Source organism: Chthonobacter albigriseus (genome assembly GCF_013839445.1).
Classification (GTDB): Bacteria; Pseudomonadota; Alphaproteobacteria; order Rhizobiales; family Pleomorphomonadaceae; genus Chthonobacter; species Chthonobacter albigriseus.
On the sequence record NZ_JACDIT010000001.1, the window covers coordinates 1,227,294 to 1,245,688 of the forward strand.

Below are 18,395 nucleotides of genomic sequence, written 5' to 3' on the forward strand. Positions count from 1 at the left end.
CTCGGAAGGGACGCGGCATGACACTTGTTTCCATGCGCGGCGTGACGAAGGCGTTCTCCGGGGTGCCGGCGCTGATCGACGCGTCGCTGGAGATCGAGCCCGGCGAGGTGATGGCCCTGGTCGGCCAGAACGGCGCGGGCAAGTCGACCCTGATCAAGATCCTGACAGGCGCCTACCGGCGGGACGCCGGCACCGTGACGCTTTCCGGCCGGGAGGTGGACTTCGCCAGCCCCGGGGCCGCCCAGGACGCGGGCATCTCGACGATCTACCAGGAGATCAACCTGGTTCCGCACCGGACGGTGGCGGAGAACATCTTCCTCGGCCGCGAGCCGAAGCGCTGGGGGATGATCGACATCGGCCGGATGAACCGCGAGGCGGAGGCGGCGCTCGCCCGCTTCGGCATCACGGTGGACGTGCGGACGCCGCTCTCCGGCTTCAACGCGGCAACGCGGCAGATGGTGGCGATCGCCCGCGCGATGGCGCGCGAAGCGCGGCTGGTGATCATGGACGAGGCGACCTCCTCGCTGGACGAGCGGGAGGTGGCGACGCTGTTCCAGACGATCCGGACGCTGAAGGCGCAGGGGGTCGGCGTGCTCTTCGTCAGCCACCGGCTGGACGAGCTCTACGCCGTCTGCGACCGGGTGACCGTGATGCGCGACGGGCGGACGATCGGCGTCCATGCGATGAACGCGGTCAGCAAAATGGACCTCGTGACGGCGATGCTCGGGCGCGCGCTCGCCGCGGCGGAGCGGGACCTTTCCGCGTCGCACGGCCAGGGCGCGGGGGCGCCGGTGGTGGAGGCGGCGCACCTTGCCGCCGGACGGCGGGTTCGGGACGTCAGCGTCGCGGTGCGCGAGGGCGAGGTGGTGGCGCTGGCCGGGCTGCTCGGATCGGGGCGGACGGAGACGGCCCGCCTGCTGTTCGGCGCGGACCGGCCGGACGGCGGGCGGCTGACGGTCGGCGGCGAGGAGCGGCAGTTCCGCGAGCCGGCCGAGGCGATCGCGGCGGGCTTCGGCTTCTGCAGCGAGGACCGCAAGGTGGAGGGCATCATCCCGGACATGAGCGTGGTGGAGAACCTGACGCTCGCCCTGATGCCGCGGCTGACCAAGGCCGGCGTGATCGACCGGGCGGCGCAACGCGACGTGGCAGAGACCTTCATCCGAAAGCTCGGCGTCAAGCTGGCGTCGCCGGACCAGAAGATCCGCGAGCTGTCGGGCGGCAACCAGCAGAAGGTGCTGCTGGCCCGCTGGCTGGCGATGAATCCCAAGCTCCTGATCGTCGACGAGCCGACGCGCGGCATCGACGTGGGCGCCAAGGCGGAGATCCTGAAGCTGATCCGCGACCTCTCCGGCCAGGGACTTGGCGTGCTGATGATCTCGTCGGAACTGGAAGAGGTGATCAGCCTAGCAAGCCGCGTCGTCGTGCTCAGCGACGGTCGGGACGTGGCCGAGCTTTCCGGCGAAGCGATCAGCGAACACGGCATGATGGCCGCGATGGCGGCCGACGCGGAGCCCCGGAGCGGCCATGGTTGACCAGACAATCGACGGCAAGACTGGCGCCCCGAAGCGCACCTCCCGTTCCCTTGCCGCGGCGGCGCAACGCTACGGGGTGGTGGTGGCGCTCTTGGCGCTGATCCTCTTCAACATCGCAGCGACGCCGAACTTCCTGACCTGGCAGACGCTGAACGTGAACCTGACGCAGGTCTGCGCCATCGTGATCGTGGCGGTGGGCATGACGCTGGTGATCGCGGCGGGCGGGATCGACCTGTCCGTCGGGTCGCTGATGGCGATCGCCGGGACGCTGGCACCGCTGATCTTCACCGGCGCGCTGTTTCATCTGCCCACCACGGCGGTGGGGATCGGGCTCGCCTTCGTGCTGCCGGTGATCGCGGCGGCCATCCTCGGCCTCTTCAACGGGTGGCTGGTGACGGCGTTCCGGATCCAGCCGATCGTGGCGACGCTGGTGCTGTTCATCGCCGGGCGCGGCATCGCGCAGGTGATGACCAACGGCAACCTGCAGGTCTTCAAGGAGCCGGCATTCCAGGTGATAGGGCTCGGCCGGATCGCCGGCATCCCGGTGCAGGTGATCCTGATGGCGATCATCGTGGCGGCGGCGGCCTTCGTGGTGCGCCGGACGCTGTTCGGCCGGCAGTTGCTCGCCGTCGGCGGCAACCCGCGGGCGGCGCGGCTGGCGGGCGTGCCGGCGCGGCGGGTGACGCTGGCGGTCTACGGGATCAGCGGGGCGCTCGCCGGGCTCGCCGGGCTGGTGGTGGTGGCGCGCAACGGGGCGAGCGACGCCAATCTGGTCGGGCTCGGCATGGAGCTCGACGCGATCGCGGCTGTGGCGGTCGGCGGGACGCTGCTGACCGGCGGGCGGGCCTTCGTTGTGGGCACCCTGCTCGGGGCGATGGTGATCCAGCTGGTGCGCTACACGCTGCTCGCCAACGGGGTGCCGGATGCGGCGGCGCTGGTGGTGAAGGCGGGGCTGATCATCCTCGCGGTGTGGATCCAGCAGCAGGCCAAGGGAGAGTGACGATGAGCACGATCGAAGCCGCCGCGCCGGCGCGCCGGACGCGTTCGCCGCAGACGCTGGCCAAGGCGGGCGTGGTGGCCGCGCTCGTGCTGCTGATCCTGTTCGGCTGGGCGCGCTACGACAACTTCCTGTCGAGCTACAACATCCTGTCGTTTCTGCGCTACAACGCGATGTTCGCGCTGATCGCGCTCGGCATGTGCTTCGTGATCATCACCGGCGGGATTGACCTGTCGGTGGGCGGCGTGGCCGCGCTCGGCAGCGTGGTGGCTGCGCAGGCCTCCGGTTACGGCCTGGTGCCGGGCGTGGCGGCGGGGATCGCCACCGGGCTCGCGGCGGGGGCGGTGAACGGCGTGGTGATCACGCGGCTCCAGATCGCGCCGTTCATCGCGACGCTGGCGACGATGCTCGCCGCCTATGGAACGGCGCTGCTTCTCAGCGGCAACCAGTCGGTGTCGGTGTCCTACGACACGGCCTTCACCGAGTTCGGACAGGGCGACCTGATGGGGTTCCCGATCCCCGCGATCGTGATGATCGTGGTCACCCTCGGCGGCTGGTTCGTGTTGGAGCGGCTGCCGACGGGCCGGCGGGTGCTGGCGGTCGGCGGCGGCGAGGACGCGGCGCGGCTGATGGGGCTCGACGTGGAGCGACTGAAGTTCGGGGTCTATGCGGCCTCGGGGGCGCTGGCGGGCCTCGCCGGGGCGATCCTCGCCGCACAGTTCGGCGCGGGCCAGCCGACGGAGGGTGTGGGCTGGGAGCTGTTCGCGATCGCCTCGGTGGTGGTGGGCGGCACGCTGCTGACCGGCGGCGTCGGATCGGTGGGGGCCACCTTCGCCGGCGCCATGCTCCTGGCGCTGCTGTTCAACCTTCTGAACTTCGAGAACGGCAAGGGGTGGATCAGCCTCTCCGCCTACTGGCAATCGGTGATCCGTGGCCTGTTCCTGCTCGCCTTCGTGCTCCTGCAGGCGCGCATCGCGCGCACGCAGGAGGACTGAGGTCTCAGCGCAGGGCCGCTTCCTCGCGGAAGGAGACGAGGCGGCGGCTGGTCTCGTCCCACAGGACGAAGCGAACGCAGGCGAGGCTTTCCCAGAGCGTCAGGCGGCCGATGTCGGCGAGCTCGGGATGGTGCTTGAGAACCTCCGGCAGCCGATAGAAGGGGATGCGGCTGCAGAGGTGATGCACGTGGTGCACGCCGATGTTGCCGGAGAACCACCGCAGCGGCTGGGGAAGGTCGTAGTGCGAGCTGCCGTGCAGGGCCGCGACGGGATGGCTCCAGTCGGCGTCCCGCTCCCACAGCGTCTCGTCGAACTGGTGCTGGATGTAGAAGAGCCAGACGCCGATGGTGGCGCCGATGGCGGTGATCGGAGCCTGGACGAGGAGATAGTCCTTCCAGCCGACCAGCCAGATGAGGGCGGCGGCTACGGCGACGATGGCGACGTTGGTGCCCATGGTGCTGATCCAGGGCTGCGAGCCGGCGCGCATGAGGCCGATCGGCAGGCGATGCTGGACGACGAAGAGGTAGGTCGGGCCGAGTACGAACATCACAAGGGGATGGCGATAGAGCCGGTAGCGCAACCGCCCCATGAAGGTCCGCTGGCGATACTCGGCGACGGTGAGGGTATCGACGTCGCCGATGCCGCGCAGATCGAGATTGCCGGAGGAGGCATGGTGGATGGCGTGGGTGCGGCGCCAGAAGTCGTGCGGCGTAAGGGTGAACACGCCGAGGACGCGGCCGACCCAGTCGTTGAGCGCGCGCGTGCGGAAGAAGGCGTAGTGGCTGCAGTCGTGCTGGACGATGAACAGCCGCACCAGAAGGCCGGCGGCCGGCACGGCGAGCAGCAGGGTGAGCCAGTAGCCCACCTGCAGCGAAGCCCACATGGCGGCCCAGAGCAGGACCAGCGGGGCCGCCGTGACGACGATCTCCAGGATGCTCCTGGCGTGGCTCGGCGCCTGATAAGCGGCGAGAATCTTGGGCCAGCGGCGCGCGTCAGCGGGATTGCCAGCGGAAGGGTTTTGACGGGTGTGGAAGGTCATAGGGAGCGGACCATATACCAGTTCGGCCGGCCATACCTCCGAAATCATTGGGATGGCGACACTTTATCCATGATGATCCGATGCCGTCCGCCGCTCACGGCCGTCTCCCCGAAGCGTGAACGGCCGGGCGATGGCGCGTGGACCGGCAAGCCCCATATCACGGGCTGGTGATGGGCACCTGTTCTGGAGGCCAGCATGGATACTCGCCTTACGCTCGCCGGCGCCGTGGCGCTGACGCTGATCGCCGGTCCCGCCGCGGCGGCCGGAGCGGTGGAGACCACCGTCGTCGCCGAGGGGCTGGACCAGCCCTGGGGGTTGGACTTCCTGCCGGACGGCTCGATGATCGTCACCGAGAAGAGCGGCGCGCTCCGGCTGGTGGCCGCCGACGGAACGGTGTCGGAGCCGATCGCGGGCGTGCCGGAGGTGGACACGCGCAGCCAGGGCGGGCTGCTCGACGTGACGCTGCATCCCGATTTCGCCAACAACCGGTTCGTCTACTTCTCCTATGCCGAAGCCGGCGAGGGCGGCACCTCGACGGCCGTCGCACGCGGCCGGCTCAGCGCGGACGGCCGGTCGCTGGAGTTCGTGGAGCGGATCTTCCAGCAGCAGCCGAAGGTGGACAGCACCAAGCACTACGGGTCGCGCATCGTGTTCGACGGCCAGGGGCACGTGTTCGTGACGCTCGGCGAGCGGTCGGACGAGGAGTTCCGGGGTCAGGCGCAGGATCTCGACAGCCACCTCGGCAAGATCGTCCGGCTGAACGAGGACGGCTCGGTGCCGGCGGACAACCCGTTCGTCGGGCGCGACGGCGCGCGGCCGGAGATCTGGTCCTACGGGCACCGCAACGTGCAGGCGGCCGTGCTTCATCCGGAAACCGGCGCGCTCTGGGAGATCGAGCACGGGCCGATGGGCGGCGACGAGTTGAACATTGCAGAGGCGGGCAAGAACTACGGCTGGCCGCTGGTCTCCTACGGTAAGAACTACAGCGGCACCCCGGTGAACGAGGGCGAGGCCGAGGGCGAGGGCTTCGAGCCGCCGATCATCCAGTGGACGCCGGTGATCGCGCCTTCGGGCATGATCGTCTACGGCGGCGACGCCTTCCCGGACTGGAAGGGCGACGTGTTCGTGGGCGGGCTCCGGTCGACCGCGCTGGTGCGGCTGGAGGTGAACGGCAAGGACGTTCGCGAGGCCGAGCGGCTGCTTGAGGACCAGGGCAACCGGATCCGCGACGTGGCCGAAGGTCCGGACGGGGCGATCTACGTGATCACCGACGACAGCAACGGCCAGATCATCCGCCTGATGCCGGCCGATTGATCCTCGTCGGCAAGGAGGCGGGAGCGGAGCCGGCATTCGCCCTGCCCCGCCGCCCTTGCATTCGGGTCAGACCGCGGACGCGCCGGTGCAGATCGACAGGTCCGCCGCGTGGGCGTGCGTGCCGTCGAGGCAGCAGCTGAAGGCGCCGGCAAGAAGAGCGAGGCCGAGGATGACGCCCGCCGCGGTGTCGCGGCCGAACAGGCCCTTGAACCAACCCTTCGTAGGCGCCTGTCCTTCGGCTGCAGGAGCGGCCTCCTCGATCGGGGATTCAGCCGTCTCCTGCGGGGGCGCGACGACGGCGGAGAAGGTGGCGAAGAATTCGCCGGCGAGTTTGCGCGCGGTGGAATCGATCAGGCGCGAGCCGAGCTGGGCAAGCTTGCCGCCGATCTGGGCATCGACCTCGTAGGAGAGGATCGTCGTGTCCGGCCCGTCCTCGGCCAGGCGGACGACCGCGCCACCCTTGGCGAAGCCGGCAACACCGCCCGAGCCTTCTCCGGTGATGCGATAGCCGTTCGGCGGGTCGAGGTCGGACAATGTGACCTTGCCGCCGAAGGTGGCCTTCACCGGCCCGACCTTGAGCTGAACCTTCGCCGTCATCTCGGTCGGCGAGGTCATCTCCAGGCTCTCGCAGCCGGGGATGCAGGCCTTCAGCACCTCCGGATCGTTGAGGGCGGCCCAGACCACCGCACGTGGGGCGGGAATGCGCTGGCTGTCGTTCATCTGCATCGGCGGGGACCCTTCGGTTCGAAATCCAGGATTGATTCAGGCAGGCGCACGCTGGCCGCGACGGCGCACAGCCACGATCTCGGCGAGTATGGAAAGAGCGATCTCCTCCGGCGTGATGGCGCCAAGGTCGAGGCCTGCGGGGCCTTTCAGGCGGTCGAAGCGTTCCGGCGAGAGGCCGTCCTCGACGAGGCTTTCGCGCAGGGCGGCAACCTTGCGGCGGCTGCCGACGAAAGCGACGTGGTCGGCATCGGCGAGCAGCGCCGCCTTCAGCGCGGCCTCGTCGCCGCGGCCCTGCGTGGCGACGACCAGAAAGCGCTGGCCTGAGGCTTCGGCCGGAATGGCGTAGCCGACGATGCGCTCGTCGGCCTCGGGAAACAGCAGCTGGTCGTCCTCGGGGGCGGCCACCACGACGCGGTAGCCGAAGCGCGGGGCGATGTCGGCGAGGGCGACCGCCACGGGGCTGGCACCGAGCACGACGACGGCGGGGCGCGGCAGCACCGGCTCGACGAAGACGTCCATGGTGCCGCGGCTCGGGCACATGTTGCGGGCGAAGCGGACGCCGTCTCGCTCCTCGCCGGGGCGTATGCCGAGTTCGGCGAGGATGTCCTTGGGGATGACGGAGACGAGGCGCGGCGCGCCGTCGGCGAGCGCCTCGCGGGCCGCCTTGAGGACCGCCGCCCGGGCGCAACCGCCGCCGACCCAGCCTTCCGAGATCGTGCCGTCGGGACGGATGATGGCCTTGGCTCCCGCCTTGGCCGCGGTGACGGAGACGGTGCGGACCACGGTCGCCAGGCAGAAGGCCTCGCCGCGGGCCTTCAGGTCGGCGATGCGGTCGAGGAGGTCGGGCTCGGGGCGCATGGGCGGGGCTCCTCAGAGGCGGGCGAGGTAGGGCTCGAGCGCGGCGAGGCTCTCGAGGGTGTGGGCGGGGGCGAAGAGGTCGACGTGCGGCAGCGCGGCGGCCATGCCGCGGGCGGAGGGCTCGTAGCCGTCCCAGCCGATCATGGGGTTGAGCCAGACGATGCGCCGGCAGCGGCGGGCGAGCGCGGCCATCTCGGCGCCGAGGCGGTCCGGCTCGCCGGTGTCGTAGCCGTCGGAAAGGATCATGACGACCGTCCGCGAGTGGATGACGCGGGCGGCGTGCCAGCGGTTGAAGGTGGCGAGGCTGTCGCCGATCCGGGTGCCGCCGCCGACGCCCTCGGCCATCAGGCCGAGCCGATCGAGCGCGCGGGCGGTGTCCTTCTCGCGCAGCGCGTCGGAGACGTGGACGAGGCGGGTGTGGAAGAGGAAGGCCTCCGCCTCGCGGAAGTGGTCGAGGATGCCGTGGACGAAGCGCAGGAAGACGCCGGTGTAGAGGCTCATGGAGCCGGAGGCGTCGACCAGGACGACGAGGCGCAGCGGCCGGTAGCGCGGACGGCGAAGGACGAGACGGAGAGGCGTGCCGCCGGTCGCCAGGCTGGCGCGGACGGTGCGGCGAAGATCGAGCCGGCGGCCACGGGCGGCGGCCCGGTCACGTCGCGTAAGGCGCACGCGCATGCGCCGGGCGAGGCGCTCGGCCAGAGCATGGGCCTCGGCAAGGGCATCCGGATCGGCGATCCGGCGGAAGTCGGTCCGGGCGAGGTTTTCGGCGCGGCTGGCGCCTTCGCGTCGGCCCTCGGGGGCGGCGTCCGCCTCCGGCTGGTCGACGCCGCGCTCCACGTCGGCGGCGGGGCCGGGTTCGCCACCGGCGGATGAAGCGGGTGCCAGCGTGCGGGCGGTCTTCTGGCTGGCGAGGGCGGATGTGCCTGACATGGCGACCCGGGACTTGACGCGGCTCCCGGTCCAGAAGGCGTCGAAGATCTCGTCGAAGGCGTCCCAGTCGGACCGGCGGCCGCAGAAAAGGGCCCGAAGGGCGGGCCGGACCTCGGCGAGGCGGGCGCGATCGGCCGACGCGAGCAAGGCGAGGGCGTCGCGCGTTTCGGCGAGGCCGACGTTGAAGCCGGCGTCGCGCAATGTGCGGACGAAGCCGGCGAGCCGCCGACGGACGGCCGGGCCGATGTCGTCGCGGGTGGAAAGGCGCGCTGCCGCCATCTCAGGCGACCCGGGCGATGAGGCGGCCGAGGACCTCCGGCGTCATCCGGGCGTGGTCCTCGCGGGTCTTCAGGACGCAGGCGAGCGTGTCGAACAGCGCCTCGCGCTCGGCGTCGATGCGGGTGACGCCGAGGCCGACGAGAGCGGCCGCCCAGTCGAGCGTTTCGGCGACGCCGGGGAGCTTGGAGAGGTCCTCCTTGCGGATCCGCTCCATCAGGCGGGCGATCTGGAGGGCGAGCGCCACGTCGATGTCCGGCAGGCGGGCGAGAATGATGCGGGCCTCGCGGTCGACGTCGGGGAAGTCGAGCGCGTGGTAGAGGCAGCGGCGGCGGAGAGCGTCGGAGAGTTCGCGGGTGCCGTTGGAGGTGAGCACCACGCGAGGGATTGCGGTGGCGCGAACGGTGCCGAGTTCCGGGATGGAGACCTGGAAGTCGGAGAGGATCTCCAGGAGGAAGGCCTCGAACTCCTCGTCGGAGCGGTCGATCTCGTCGATGAGGAGAACCGGGGCGACCGGGCGGCGGATGGCGGCGAGCAGAGGGCGTTCGAGGAGGTATTTTTCGGAGAAGACGTGGGCCTCCGTCTCGTCGGCATCCAGGCCCTCGCGCGCCTTGATGGCGAGGAGCTGGCGCTGGTAGTTCCACTCGTAGAGGGCGTCGGCGCGGTCGAGACCCTCGTGACACTGGAGGCGGATGAGTTCGACGCCGTGGACGGCGGCGAGCGCCTTGGCCACCTCGGTCTTGCCGACCCCGGCCTCGCCTTCCAGCAGAAGCGGGCGCTTCAGGAGGTCCATCAGCGCCAGCGCGGTCGACAGGCCGGCGTCGGCGACGTAGCCGACGGTGGCGAGGCGGTCCGCGATGGTCTGCCGGTCGAGCATCTTCCCCTCAATCCATCTCGTTCTGGAAGCCGTCCCGTCCGACGACAGTCGCGGGCTTTACGGTGGCTCTACGGGTGCCTAAGCCGCACCGCCGCCCAAATTCGTGGGTGGTCCGCCTGCGCGGACCATGACGGCGGTGGGGCGGGAGGGGCGACACCGGCGGCATGAGGGTGCCGCCGGTGTCTCAGCCTCAGCCGTGCAGGCCGAGCCTGCGGGCCACTTCCCAGACGCGCCAGGCGTCGTGGGGCATCTGGATGTGGGTGGTGCCGAGGAAGCCGAAGGCGTCGTTGACGGCGTTGGAGAAGGCCGGAACGCCGCCGACGTTGGGGCTCTCGCCGACGCCCTTGGCGCCGATCGGGTGATGCGGCGACGGGGTGACGGTGAAGTCGGTCTCCCAGTGCGGGGTCTCGACCGCGGTCGGCAGGAAGAAGTCCATGAAGGACGCGCCCTGGACGTTGCCCATCTCGTCGTACTTGATCTCCTGGCCCATCGCGATGGCGAAGGCTTCGGTGAGACCGCCGTGGACCTGGCCCTCGATGATCATCGGGTTGATGCGAGTGCCGCAGTCGTCCAGCGCGTAGAAACGGCGGATCTTGGCGACGCCCGTGTCGACGTCGATGTCCATGACGCAGAAGTAGGCGCCGAAGGGGTACGTCATGTTCGGCGGGTCGTAATAGTTGACCGCCTCGAGGCCCGGCTCCAGGCCGGGGGGCGGGCTGTTGTAGGCCGCCCAGGCAATCTCCTTCATGGTCTTGACGCGCTCAGGGTTGCCCTTCACGCGGAAGCCGTCGATGTCCCATTCCAGGTCGTACTCGGAGACCTCGAGCAGGTGCGCCGCGATCATCTGCGCCTTGTTCTTGATCTTGCGCGCCGCCATCGCGATCGCCGCGCCGGCGACCGGCGTGGAGCGCGAGCCGTAGGTGCCGAGACCGTAGGGGGCGGTGTCGGTATTGCCCTCCTCGATCATGATGTCGTCGGCGGGAATGCCGAGTTCCGTCGCGATGATCTGCGCCCAGGTGGTCTCGTGGCCCTGGCCCTGAGACTTGGATCCCATCCGGGCGATGATCGAGCCGGTCGGATGGATGCGGATCTCGGCCGAGTCGAACATGGCGACGCCGAGGATGTCGCAGTTCTTGGACGGTCCGGCGCCGACGATCTCGGTGAAGAAGGTGACGCCGATGCCCATGATCTCGCGCGTCTCGCCGCGTCGGAAGGCTTCCTGCTTCGCCTTCTGCTCGGCGCGGAGTTCCCGGTAGCCGATCGCGTCCATCGCCTTCTGCATGGCGAGGTGGTAGTCGCCGGAGTCGTATTCCCAGCCGAGAGCGGACTGGTAGGGAAACTGCTCGCGGCGGATGAAGTTCTTCATCCGGAGGTCGGCGGGGTCCATGCCGAGCTTCTGGGCGAGGATGTCCATGGCCCGCTCGATGCAGTAGGCGGCTTCCGTGACGCGGAAGGAGCAGCGGTAGGCGACGCCGCCCGGCGCCTTGTTGGTGTAGACGCCGTCGACCGCGAGATGGGCGACGGGGAAGTCATACGAACCAGTGACGATGTTCATGAAGCCGGCGGGCCACTTGGAGGGGTCGGCGCAGCTGTCAAAGGCACCGTGGTCGGCGAGGACGTGGACCCTGAGGCCGGTGACCTTGCCGTCCTTCGTGGCCGCGATCTCGGTGGTCATGTGGTAGTCGCGGGCAAACGACGTGGTGGAGAGGTTCTCCATGCGGTCCTCGACCCACTTCACCGGCAAGCCGGTGACGATCGAGGCGACGATCGAGCAGATGTAGCCGGCGTAGGCGCCGACCTTGTTGCCGAAGCCGCCGCCGATGTCCGGGGCGATGACGTGGATCTTGTGCTCCGGGATCTTGGAGAGGAGCGAGGCCACCGTGCGGATGACGTGGGGGGCCTGGAAGGTGCCGTAGAGGGTGAGTTCGCCCTTGATCTTGTCGAAGCTCGCCAGGCACTGGCAGGTTTCCAGCGGCGAGGGATGGGTGCGGTGGTAGGAGATCAGCTCCTTGATCGTCACCTCGGCATTAGCGAAGGCGTCGTCGGTGGCCGACTTGTCGCCGATGGTCCACTCGAAGATGTGGTTGTGGTGCTTGCGGGGGCCATGGGCGCCGGTGGTCTTGCCGGCGAGGTCCGGACGCAGGACCGGGGCGTCCGGATCCATCGCGCGGAAGGGATCGACGATGACGGGCAGTTCCTCGTACTCGACCTCGATCAGCTGGATGGCGTCGTCGGCGATGTAGCGGTTCTCGGCGACGACGAAGGCGATCTCCTGGTTCTGGAAGGAGACGCGACCGTCGGCCAGCACGGCCTGGACGTCGCCGGCGAGCGTCGGCATCCAGTGAAGGCCGAGCGGCTTCAGCTCCTCGGCGGTGATGACGGCGACGACGCCGGGCAGCGCGAGCGCCTTGGAGGCGTCGATGCGCTTGATGTTCGCGTGGGCGTACTGGCTGCGCACGAAGTCGCCGTGCAGCATGCCCGGCAGCTTGATGTCGTCGACATACTGGCCCTTGCCCTGGGTGAACCGCACGTCCTCGACGCGCTTGCGCTTGCAGCCCATGCCCTCGAGGCGCGCTTCCCGCTCGGCGCGGGTGATGACCATCTCGTTCATTCCGCGGCCTCCTGGTAGGTACGGCCGTTCAGCTTGGCGGCGGCGTACTGGATTGCCTTGACGATGTTCTGGTAGCCGGTGCAGCGGCAGAGGTTGCCCGCAATGCCGAAGCGGATCTCCTCCTCGGTCGGGTCCGGGTTCTCGGAGAGGAGCACCTTGGCGCGCATCAGCATGCCGGGGGTGCAGAAGCCGCACTGCAGGCCGTGCATCTGGCGGAAGCCCTCCTGCAGCGCGTGCAGGGTGCCGTCGGCGTTGGCGAGGCCCTCGACGGTGGTGACCGAAGCGCCGTTCGCCTGGACGGCGAACATGGTGCAGGACTTCACCGAGGCACCGTCGATCTCGACCGTGCAGGCCCCGCAGTGGCTGGTCTCGCAGCCGATGTGGGCGCCGGTGAGGTTCAACTCCTCGCGCAGGAAATGGATGAGAAGCGTGCGCGGCTCGACGAAGCGCTGCACCTTCCTGCCGTTGACCGTCAGGGAGACGGGGATGGTGTCGATCTCGCTCATGGGGTTCAGGCTCCTGTGCGGGCGCGGTCGGCCGCCTTGACGAGGGCGCGGGCGACCATGACCCCGGCCATCTCGCGGCGGTACTCGGCCGTGCCGCGGCCGTCGGTTGCTGGATCGGTGATCGCCTTGGCGGCTTCGGCGGCGGCCTTGACGGTTGCGGCGTCCAGGCTGGTGCCGACGACGAGGCGGCTCGCCTCTTCGGCGAAGAGCGGTGTGGAGGCGACGTTGGTGAGGGCAATCGCGGCGGAGGCGACCGTCGAGCCATCGAGCGTGAGGACGACAGCAGCGGCGGCGGTGGCGTAGTCGCCGATCTTGCGCTTCAGCTTCTCGTAGGCGTAGCCGTGGCCGGCCGGTGGCACGGGAATGCGGACCGCCGTCAGGATCTCGCCGGGCTGCAGGAGGGTGAAGTAGGCCGCTTCGTAGAAGTCGCGGGCGGCGACCTCGCGGCTGCCGTCGGGGCCGGCGAGGACGTAGGTGGCGCCGAGGCACTGCATGAGCGCCGGCATGTCGTTGCCGGGATCGCCGTTGGCAACGTTGCCGCCGAGGGTGCCCTTGGTGCGGATCTGCGGGTCGGCGATCTGGAGGGCCGTCTCGCGCAGGATCGGCAGGCGGGCCGCGAGCAGGTCGGAGCGGATCAGCGCGGCCTGGGTCACCGTGGCGCCGATGACGACGGTGGAACCCTCGTCCCGAATGGTGGCGAGATCGGAGATGCCGGCGAGGTCGACGAGGTGGCTGGGAGCGGCCATGCGCAGCTTCATCATGGGGATGAGGCTGTGGCCGCCGGCGAAGGGACGGGCATCCTCGCCATGCGCTGCGAGCAGGCCGACGGCTTCGCCGACCGAGGCCGGCCGGTGGTAGACGAATGGTCCTGGGATCACGTTCCTCCCCCTTCTCCGATAGAGAGCAGCCAGTTGCTTCCGGCTTTTCAATCGATTGAAGAGAGGGTCTTCGAGGGTGCGGCGCACAATCAATGGCGGGTGCGCGGGGGGCCGGACAAACGCACGACATGGGCCGTTTTCGCACGAAGTGCGTCAGTTTCCCTGTCGCATCTCGTGGTCCGGTTCGACAGGGTTGGGGTTTCCGCTGCGCGGCAGCCCCCAATCATGCTGCTTTGCGGCAAGGCGATTTCCGCTTCGCTCCCTGCTGACGCCGTTTTGGCGTCATACCGACCTCGGTATCAGGCGGCCACCGACCGGGTGCGCAGGCGATCCTTCAGCCAGCCCTTGCGGGAGCGGGCGACGGGCACGCGGTAGGCGACCTTGGTGGCGAGCACGACGGTGGCGGCGTCTCCCGCCTTGTGCAGGGACGCGATGGCAAGGAGGCGGACGATGTGGCTGCGGTGGATGCGGGCGAAGACCGCCGGATCGAGTTGGGCCTCGACCTCGGAGATGGTGAGGGGGCAGAACCAGCTGTGTTCGCCGTCGAAGAGCTGGGTGTAGTGACCCTGCGCCTGGACTGCGACGAGGCGGGCGACATCCAGGGTGCGGGAGATGCCGTCCTTTTCGATGGGAAGCCGAACGTTGGCCGATGGGGCTGCGGGCGGCGGCTGCACAGCTTCCGCCTGCGCCAGCGGCGGGAAGTCGACGACCTCGCCGGGGGTGGCATCACCGCGATCCGGCACCAGCGTCAGCAGGAACAGGCCGGAGACGAGGAAGGCCACCACCGACACGACGACGGCAAGGAGACCGTGCGACAGGGCTGGCTGGGTGGCGGCCCGAACGGCGGCGTGGACGTGGACCTCGGTGCCGGCCATGGCAGTGTAGTGCATGGCCGAGATGGCGGCGGCGAGAATGGCGGCGGCCAGCATGAGCGAGCCGGGCGCCCGGGCGCCGAAGCCGAACCAGAGCGCGGCGCCGGAGGCCGCGATACCGATCACGGCGCTGGCGGCGACCATCGTGGGCTGGTGGACCATGTGCAGGCCGGTGTGGAGAGCCGACATGCCGAGGTAGTGCATCGACACGATGCCAGCGCCCATGAAGAGCGAGGCGAGCACGAGCCGGCCGCGGGAAGGGCGGCCGGAGCCCACGAAGAAGACCGCGAAGCCGACGACGAGAACGCAGACCAGGAAGGAAACGAGGGTGGGCAGAACCAGGAAGTCGACGGCCACCGGGAGCCGGGCCGCCAGCATGCCGACGAAATGCATGGTCCAGATGGCGAGCGCCAGCGACAGGGAGGCCATGGTGATGCGCTGGCGGCGGCGGGTGCCGCCGGCCCCCTCGATGCCGCGTGCGAAGTTCAGACCGACGTAGCTGCCCTGAAAGGCCATCAGCAGGGACAGCGCGACGAGCCAGGGCTCGTGCGACGGACTCATACCGGGCTCCTCCCCCTTCCGATCACGGGCCTTCCGAGCGGCCTCTTTTCCGGATCAGCGACAATCTAGCGCGATCGGCCTGGGTTTGCATCCGGCGCGTGACGGCGTTGGCGCGAAGGGTCATACCGACCTCGTAAAGTCCTGACCCTCTGCGCGGGAGCGATTTTGGCCGAATGCCAGGAGAGCGAGGGGACATGGACGTCCGTCCATGCCCTGAGTTCGACGCCGCAGTCGGCCAAAATCGCCCCCGCCCTCCGGGTTCGGCAGGTTCATCCGCCCGGATTTGTCGCTGCTCTTGCTCGACCGGACGGTCGAGCTGCGACCAGCTCCTGCCCGGATCGGCGAACCTGCCGAACGCAGAGGGTCAGGACTTCACGAGGTCGGTATCAGACGCGCCTGTCGCCGAGGCGGGCCGGGCGAGGAACGGGGGCGGTCCAGGGGAGGCGTTCGGCGCGAAGAGTGTCCCAGCTTTCGACGAAATGGGGGACGCGGGAGGCGGCCATCGGGCGCGCCAGGAGGAAGCCCTGCGCTTCGCCGCAGCCACGCTCGCCGAGGAAGAGCGCCTGGGCGAGTGTTTCCACGCCCTCGGCGACCACCGACAGGCCGAGGCTTCGGGCGAGCCCGAGAACCGCCTCGACGATAGCGCCGGCGTCGCGGTCGACGCCGAGGCTGGCCACGAAGGAGCGGTCGATCTTGAGGCGGGAGACGGGGAAGCGCCGGAGATGGGTGAGCGAGGAATAGCCGGTGCCGAAATCGTCGAGGGCGATGACGATGCCGGCGGCGTGGAGCTGACGAAGGGCGGCCTCGACCCGGTCGGTGCCGTTCTCCAGGAGCACCGTCTCGGTCACCTCCAGCTCCAGAGCGCCAGGCGGCAGGCCGGCGGCCCGGAGAGTCGCGAGGAGGGTGTCGGCGAAGCCGGGCACCATGAACTCCGGCGCCGCGGCGTTGAGGGCGACATGGCCGAAGGCCAGATCGGCCGCGGTCCAGCCGCGCATGTCGGCGACCACGGCCGCCAGCATCGCCGCGCCGAACCTCGGGGCGAGTTCGTGGTCGTGGAAGGCGGCGAGAATGTCGCCCGGACCGCAGAGCCGGGTACCGTCACTCCAGCGCAGGAGCGCCTCGAAGCCCATCAGGCGACCGTCCACCAGCGAAACCTTGGGCTGGTAGAACGGGACGACGGCGCTACGGGCGAGCACGTCCTTGGCGCGCCGCAGCACGGCGACGCGGCGGTTGAGCTCGTCACGCATGCCGGATGCGAACTCGAAGGCCTGGCCGCGGCCGGCCGACTTGGCGGCATAGAGGGCGATGTCGGCGTTCTTGAGGAGCTCGGCCGGCACCTCGTCGGCCGTCGGATGGATGGCGAAGCCGATGGTGGCGGCGCAGCCGATCTCCAGGCCAGCGTGGGTGAAAGGTGTCTTCAGCGCGGTGAGGAGCGCGGCGGCGGTGCGCTCCACGTCGTCGCGGCGGCGCGCCTCGACGATGACGCCGAACTCGTCGCCGCCGAGGCGGGCGATGGTGGCCGCGTCGCCGCAGACGCGCTCCAGCCGCGCGGCGACCTCGCAGAGGAGGGCGTCGCCGGCGTCGTGGCCGAGGCTGTCGTTGACCTCCTTGAAGCGATCGAGATCGATCAGCAGGAGGCCGACGATATGGCTCTCCGCGCCTGCCGCGGCGATGGCGCCGTCGAGGCGCGCCTGGAACAGGCTGCGGTTGGCCAGGCCGGTGAGGGCATCGGTGTGCGCCGCGCGCGTGATCCGCTCCTCGGCGGTCTTGCGGTCGTGGATGTCTGAGATGATGCCGACCCACTCGGTAACCTGGCCCGCGGCATCGAGGAGGGGAACCGCCCGATCCACCACCCACCGCCACCCGCCGCTGGCGGCATGGAAGAGACGGTACTCGTTGATGTAGGGCAGGCAGGCCTGCATCGCCTGTGTGCAGGTTTCCCGCGCCCGAGCGCGATCGTCGCGGTGAACGGAGGCCAGCCATGCCGCGCCGCCAGCGTCGTCCGGGCGCTGCCCGGTGAATTCCATCCAGCCGATGCCCTCGCTCACCTCCTGCGTGGCATCGGCCTGCCAGACGATCTCCGACGTGGCGGAAATCAGCGCCTCGTAGCGGCGGAGAGCCCGGTCCAGCGCTTGGCGGGTCTGATGCTGCTCGGTGATGTCGCGGAAGGTGCCGATGCGGCGCAGCGGCTCGCCATCCGGGGCGGTCACGACGCGGCCCTGCGAGCGGATCCAGCGCGTCTCGCCGGTGTCGGCGCGAATGATGCGGAAGGTGACGCTCGGGGTGCCGTCGGCCTGGAGGAGCGTGGTGCGGTTGTGGCGGGCGACGTCGGCGCGATCGTCGGGATGGACGCGCTCCAGGAGCAGCCCTTCGGTCGGGAGAAGGTCCGGCGCCAGGCCCAGCATGCGCTTGAGTTCGTCGGACCAGTTGCGCTCGCCGGTCCGCAGGTCGACGTCCCAGATCCCGAGACCTGTCGCCTCGATGGCGAGGCGCAGCCGGTCCTCGCTCTCGCCGCGCGCGTGCTCGGCCGCCCGGCGGCTGTGAACCTCCGACACGAGGCCGATCCAGTCGGTGATGGCACCGGCGGCATCGCGCAAGGGAACGGCGCGGTTCTCCACCCAGCGCCAGTCGCCGGAGGCACGCCGCAGCCGGTGCTCGACGGCGTAGGGCATGCCGGCGGCCGCGGCGCGACGGACCGCGTCGGCAACGGCATCGCGGTCGTCCGGGTGGACCACGTCGAGCCAGGCGTAGGGATCGCCCGGGTCGAGATCGCAGCCGGTGTAGGCGGCCCAGCCATGCCGCTCGGAGGTGCCGCCGCGCACGTCGTAGTGCCAGACGATGTCGCTGACGGCCTGCAGCAGGGCCTGGTGCAGGCGGGACTGCTCGGCAAGGCACGCGCGAAGGCGGTGTTCCTCAGTGACGTTGCGGACGACGGCGAGGACGGCGGCGTCCCGGCCGGCGACGCTTGCTGGGGACAACGCGGCACGCAGGACCACGGCACCGTCGCCGGCCGAAAGGGGCGCCTCGACCTCGGCCGGCTCGCCGGTGAGGGCGCGGGCGAAGGCGGCGCGGAGATCTGCGAGGGCGGAGGGGGCGAAGAGGTCGAACCAGGACTCGCCCGGCCGGATGCCGAGCACCGACGCTCGTTGCGGCGCCCGCAGGTCGCGGATGATCGCGTCCCGGTCGAGCTGGAACACGGCGCAGGAGGTGTTCTCCAGGACGACCGCGAGCCAATCGTCCCGCGCGGAAACACCCTGGCCTGTTGCTACTGACATCGGAACTGCAACTTCGCGAAGAGCGCGTTATAGATGCAAGTACTCTAATATGTAGGAAGTAAACGAGTGCTCTCGACAGCGATGAAAAGCGAGCGCGGATCTGCGGAGGAACCCGATCGCGGTTCGATATGCCCTGCCCTTTCCGCGG

The 18,395-nt window shown here is 69.8% G+C and carries 14 protein-coding genes; 4 read left to right on the top strand and 10 right to left on the bottom strand.

Annotated elements, in window-relative coordinates; all coding sequences use genetic code 11:
- The first annotated feature begins 17 nt into the window (after positions 1-17).
- From HZ321_RS05490 to HZ321_RS05500, 3 genes are read left to right on the top strand one after another with little or no spacing between them, the layout of a single operon-like run.
- The gene (locus HZ321_RS05490) at positions 18-1,532 is read left to right on the top strand and encodes a sugar ABC transporter ATP-binding protein (protein ID WP_181700964.1); all 1,515 of its coding nucleotides are present in this window, start codon (positions 18-20) and stop codon (positions 1,530-1,532) included.
- A complete protein-coding gene (locus HZ321_RS05495; RefSeq protein WP_181700966.1) occupies positions 1,525-2,532 on the top strand; it encodes an ABC transporter permease in 1,008 nt (335 codons plus the stop codon). The genes HZ321_RS05490 and HZ321_RS05495 overlap by 8 nt, the downstream gene beginning before the upstream one ends.
- Before the next feature lie 2 nt (positions 2,533-2,534).
- The gene (locus HZ321_RS05500) at positions 2,535-3,524 is read left to right on the top strand and encodes an ABC transporter permease (RefSeq protein ID WP_181700968.1); all 990 of its coding nucleotides are present in this window, start codon (positions 2,535-2,537) and stop codon (positions 3,522-3,524) included.
- 4 nt (positions 3,525-3,528) lie between these two features.
- Here HZ321_RS05500 and HZ321_RS05505 read toward each other — a convergent pair whose 3' ends face one another.
- Positions 3,529-4,563 carry a fatty acid desaturase gene (locus HZ321_RS05505; protein ID WP_181700970.1) on the bottom strand — a complete coding sequence of 345 codons (1,035 nt, stop codon included), beginning with the start codon at positions 4,561-4,563 and terminating at the stop codon, positions 3,529-3,531.
- 195 nt (positions 4,564-4,758) lie between these two features.
- On the opposite strand from HZ321_RS05505, the gene HZ321_RS05510 reads away from it, so the two are divergent.
- A complete protein-coding gene (locus HZ321_RS05510) occupies positions 4,759-5,877 on the top strand; it encodes a PQQ-dependent sugar dehydrogenase (RefSeq protein WP_181700972.1) in 1,119 nt (372 codons plus the stop codon).
- A gap of 66 nt (positions 5,878-5,943) precedes the next feature.
- Here the strand turns inward: HZ321_RS05510 and HZ321_RS05515 are convergent, their stop codons facing one another.
- The 9 genes from HZ321_RS05515 to HZ321_RS05555 all read right to left on the bottom strand — a co-directional run bounded on the left by HZ321_RS05515 (position 5,944) and on the right by HZ321_RS05555 (position 18,247).
- Positions 5,944-6,603: an SRPBCC family protein gene (locus HZ321_RS05515; RefSeq protein ID WP_181700974.1), complete on the bottom strand. Its 660-nt coding sequence runs from the start codon at positions 6,601-6,603 to the stop codon at positions 5,944-5,946.
- A 36-nt stretch (positions 6,604-6,639) separates the two neighbouring features.
- Positions 6,640-7,461, bottom strand: coding sequence for an XdhC family protein (locus tag HZ321_RS05520; protein WP_181700976.1), 822 nt, complete (start codon positions 7,459-7,461; stop codon positions 6,640-6,642).
- Positions 7,462-7,473: 12 nt separating this feature from the next.
- The gene (locus HZ321_RS05525; protein ID WP_181700978.1) at positions 7,474-8,670 is read right to left on the bottom strand and encodes a vWA domain-containing protein; all 1,197 of its coding nucleotides are present in this window, start codon (positions 8,668-8,670) and stop codon (positions 7,474-7,476) included.
- Between the two features lies 1 nt (position 8,671).
- The gene (locus HZ321_RS05530) at positions 8,672-9,544 is read right to left on the bottom strand and encodes an AAA family ATPase (RefSeq protein WP_181700980.1); all 873 of its coding nucleotides are present in this window, start codon (positions 9,542-9,544) and stop codon (positions 8,672-8,674) included.
- A 190-nt stretch (positions 9,545-9,734) separates the two neighbouring features.
- On the bottom strand, positions 9,735-12,155 hold the full coding sequence (locus HZ321_RS05535) for an aerobic carbon-monoxide dehydrogenase large subunit (RefSeq protein ID WP_181700982.1): 2,421 nt from the start codon (positions 12,153-12,155) through the stop codon (positions 9,735-9,737).
- Entirely contained in the window at positions 12,152-12,661 is a 510-nt protein-coding gene (locus HZ321_RS05540; protein ID WP_181700984.1) for a (2Fe-2S)-binding protein, read from the bottom strand. Before HZ321_RS05540 ends, HZ321_RS05535 begins: the two co-directional genes overlap by 4 nt.
- A 5-nt stretch (positions 12,662-12,666) precedes the next feature.
- Entirely contained in the window at positions 12,667-13,539 is an 873-nt protein-coding gene (locus HZ321_RS05545) for an FAD binding domain-containing protein (RefSeq protein WP_181700987.1), read from the bottom strand.
- 299 nt (positions 13,540-13,838) lie between these two features.
- Positions 13,839-14,972 (bottom strand): MHYT domain-containing protein, encoded by a 1,134-nt coding sequence (locus tag HZ321_RS05550; RefSeq protein WP_181700989.1) that lies wholly within the window; start codon positions 14,970-14,972, stop codon positions 13,839-13,841.
- Between the two features lie 386 nt (positions 14,973-15,358).
- Positions 15,359-18,247: an EAL domain-containing protein gene (locus HZ321_RS05555; RefSeq protein ID WP_181700991.1), complete on the bottom strand. Its 2,889-nt coding sequence runs from the start codon at positions 18,245-18,247 to the stop codon at positions 15,359-15,361.
- Positions 18,248-18,395 lie beyond the last annotated feature (148 nt).